Origin of the sequence: Mariniflexile sp. AS56, assembly GCF_030552475.1 — a bacterium.
Lineage (GTDB): Bacteria > Bacteroidota > Bacteroidia > Flavobacteriales > Flavobacteriaceae > Mariniflexile.
On sequence record NZ_JAUPED010000044.1, the window covers coordinates 1 to 3,312 of the forward strand.

Here is a 3,312-nt window from a genome sequence, read left to right on the forward strand (position 1 = left end):
TTCTGCTTGGTCATCGATTAGTTTAAATTTCAGTTCTTTGGTTGGAAAAATGTTCATTTCTTAAATTAGGTACAACGTATGGTGCTATGATTTGTTGCGTGGTAAGACAATGAATTTAGCAAGTACAAACCAAATAGAAAATCCGCAAGGATTTTCGTAAGCAAGCCAATACCAGCAATAAATTATAGGTGTTGTTACCACACGTTTTTTAATCAGATTATTAATTTAAAATCAAATATTATGTCAAAATATAAATATCCAAAGTTTTATAAAATTCTTTTGATTACGATTATTATAGAATCGTTGGTGTTATTTATAGGATTGCTAATTATGTTTTTTTTTGGTTGGGTATAAGACTATAAACAATCCAAAAAATGCATCTTAAAAAAGACATTCCAATAGAACATCTTATGAAATTTTTAAAAGTTAAGTTAAATTCATAAGCTATGTATGTAAATAATATAATCCAAGCAATTGCTAAAAGACCTAAAAGAAAAATAATAGTGTCATACCTTACTAAATTAACATCATTGTCAACTATTGCTTCAAGAAATAAAGTTAATGGCAAAATATTTATGATATACCAGCAAACAGTTAAAGCTAAACAAGATCCAATAACAACAAAAACTCCTTTGTCTATTAATTCGGGTTTGAATAAATATAATTGTAAAAATGTTATAGGCAATATTCCTAAAAATATAATTAGAGAGTTTTTTTGTACTGGTTCAATGTCGAAAATTTCCTTTATCATACGTGATGTTTGTCAAATGTGTGGTAACGTTTTGTGTATGATTAGTTGCGTGGTTAAGCAACTAATTTAGTAAACAAATACTTGCCAGAGAAAATTCCGATGGAATTTTCCAGATGAGCACTTGCCAAAGCAATGAATTATACATGTTGTTAGGCACAGTTTTTTTAGTATTCACTTCTCTTATTCCAATCGTACTTATCTTTGTTCCGATTATTTTTTTCTGCTAAATCCGAAAGCATATAGTCAATCCATTCTTTGTTTACCCATTCGCCATTGACAAAAACACCAGCTATTTTACGTGTATTATTTATATTGTCTAACGGATTAGCGTTAAGCAAAACAAGGTCTGCAAATTTTCCGATTTCTACTGTCCCAATTTTATCTTCAATTTCAAGCCAATTTGCTGGTAATCTCGTAGCCGAAATTAATGCTTCTTCTTCTGTAAGACCTGCTTTTACTAAAAGCTCAAGCTCATTGTGAAGTGAAAATCCCCAAACTATTCCCGAAGTTCCTGAATCTGTACCTGCAACCATTGGCACACCTGCATTTTTAAGAGCCTTTACCATACTAATATGAAAATCGACAAGTGAATCAAAATACGCCACACGTTCAGGTGATGTACCTTTGTTGTACTGATTTGAAACTATCCATTTACTTTGCATAAGTGGATGCACATATTTGAAACTTGGTAAATTTCGCACACTATCAAGTGAGCGTGCTTGTTTTGCTATATATACTAAATTTGAAAGGTTTGGCATTACCCAAGTGTTATTGTCTTTTGCTAGTTTTGCAAACTCTTCAGCTACTTCAATTGTATACTCGTCAGTCTGACTTGAGAATTCCTCTGCGTGTGCAACCATTCCAAAATGAGGTACAAAAGCCTCTTTAGTGTTTCCTTTAAAGATTGTTGGAATATGACCAATAACTTTCATATTTTGTTTACTTGCCTCATCAACAATAGCTTTATAAGTCTCAATATTTAGATTAGAATAAACTTTAATAAATTCATAGCCTTGTTGTTTAGCAAGTCTTACAGTTTGTCTTCCGTCATTAGGCGTGTTTGCAGTATTTCCAGAGTCGCCACCATCTACTAAATATGCTAAAGCAATTCGAGGTCCTATGACTTTACCATTGATAATTTCATTTCTCTGTCCGAAATGTTCTACTCGACCACTAAGTTCAAAAGTCGTAGTAACTCCATTCGCAACGTAGAGCAACATAAAATCTTGGTTATCCATAAATAAGGTAGCACCTTTTGTAGGATAGTTTGAACTCATTCTTATGTCCGCAAGATTATGAACGTGCATATCAATAAGTCCTGGAATAAGCCACTTATCTGTTCCGTCTATTGTTTTAGCATTAACTGGAATGGAATCATTAATTGATTGTATCTTCTTATTACGAATTACAACGGTCGCTTTTTCAATGACTTTATTGTCCTCTGTCATTGGGATTATGTTCACATTTCTTATGACATATGTAATATTCTCTTGTTCATTTGTATCTAATTGAGATTGGTTTTGTGCGTTTAAATTGAAGTTAATAGTGACAATTAGAATTAGAATTATTAAGTATTTCATTATGATTTTTTTGATTGATGATTGTGTTAAGAAGACGATAAATGTGAGAATTTGTTACAATTTTTGGTCAAATTGTGCCTAACGTTAAAATATAAGATTAGTTGCGTGTAAAAATGCAATTACTATCGGATGAAAAATAAATTAAATAGATAAACACTAACTTTTAAAAAGACCTGACATAGCAATTAATTTTATATAGTGTTAGGCAACGTTTTATTATGAGAACAGAAGGAAATGTATCAAAAGTGGCAGTTTGCCCGAAGTGTGAAGGATTTACATTGGCTTGCCACGTAGATAGCTTGACAAAAGAAACTGAAAAGGAATTTACAGAACTTACAAACGAGGGTTTTATAGTTCAATTAGAAACCATAGAAAAAACAAGAAGCCGAAATTATGGTGCTTATAGCGAATGTTCAAAAGGTAACTGCTCAAATGTTGCCTAACGTTAAAATATAAGATTAGTTGCGTGTAAAAATGCAATTACTATCGGATGAAAAATAAATTAAATAGATAAACACTAACTTTTAAAAAGACCTGACATAGCAATTAATTTTATATAGTGTTAGGCAACGTTTTATTATGAGAACAGAAGGAAATGTATCAAAAGTGGCAGTTTGCCCGAAGTGTGAAGGATTTACATTGGCTTGCCACGTAGATAGCTTGACAAAAGAAACTGAAAAGGAATTTACAGAACTTACAAACGAGGGTTTTATAGTTCAATTAGAAACCATAGAAAAAACAAGAAGCCGAAATTATGGTGCTTATAGCGAATGTTCAAAAGGTAACTGCTCAAATGTTGCCTAACTTAGTTATATGCTTTATTGAATACTCTATAATATTCCATTTTAGCGGGATATGGATGGTTTTTATGCGTTTTATCATTCATATTTAAATGGTGTTTTTGAGTATTTAGGCTAATATAATTACTTTCTTACAAATTATCAAAAGGATTTTTAATATCTCTTAAGCTTGTTGTAGAAA

At 31.3% G+C, this 3,312-nt stretch carries 4 protein-coding genes; 2 read left to right on the forward strand and 2 right to left on the reverse strand.

All coding sequences use genetic code 11. The annotated features are described in order from the left end of the window. Nucleotides 1-328: 328 nt before the first annotated feature. Nucleotides 329-751, reverse strand: coding sequence for a hypothetical protein (locus tag Q5N74_RS18830; RefSeq protein ID WP_304390544.1), 423 nt, complete (start codon nucleotides 749-751; stop codon nucleotides 329-331). A gap of 164 nt (nucleotides 752-915) precedes the next feature. Continuing rightward, entirely contained in the window at nucleotides 916-2,331 is a 1,416-nt protein-coding gene (locus tag Q5N74_RS18835; RefSeq protein WP_304390545.1) for an amidohydrolase family protein, read from the reverse strand. A gap of 218 nt (nucleotides 2,332-2,549) precedes the next feature. Here Q5N74_RS18835 and Q5N74_RS18840 point away from each other — a divergent pair, with 218 nt between their 5' ends. Further along, nucleotides 2,550-2,774 (forward strand): hypothetical protein, encoded by a 225-nt coding sequence (locus tag Q5N74_RS18840; protein WP_271856089.1) that lies wholly within the window; start codon nucleotides 2,550-2,552, stop codon nucleotides 2,772-2,774. A 136-nt stretch (nucleotides 2,775-2,910) separates the two neighbouring features. After that, complete coding sequence (locus Q5N74_RS18845; protein ID WP_271856089.1) at nucleotides 2,911-3,135, forward strand: hypothetical protein; 225 nt, start codon at nucleotides 2,911-2,913, stop codon at nucleotides 3,133-3,135. Nucleotides 3,136-3,312: the final 177 nt, after the last annotated feature.

What these genes read in the sequence shown, in the direction of transcription:
- Q5N74_RS18835 (WP_304390545.1), bottom strand. Translation starts at nt 2,331, where the DNA reads ATGAAATACTTAATAATTCTAATTCTAATTGTCACTATTAACTTCAAT.
- Q5N74_RS18840 (WP_271856089.1), top strand. Translation starts at nt 2,550, where the DNA reads ATGAGAACAGAAGGAAATGTATCAAAAGTGGCAGTTTGCCCGAAGTGT.
- Q5N74_RS18845 (WP_271856089.1), top strand. Translation starts at nt 2,911, where the DNA reads ATGAGAACAGAAGGAAATGTATCAAAAGTGGCAGTTTGCCCGAAGTGT.
- Q5N74_RS18830 (WP_304390544.1), bottom strand. Translation starts at nt 751, where the DNA reads ATGATAAAGGAAATTTTCGACATTGAACCAGTACAAAAAAACTCTCTA.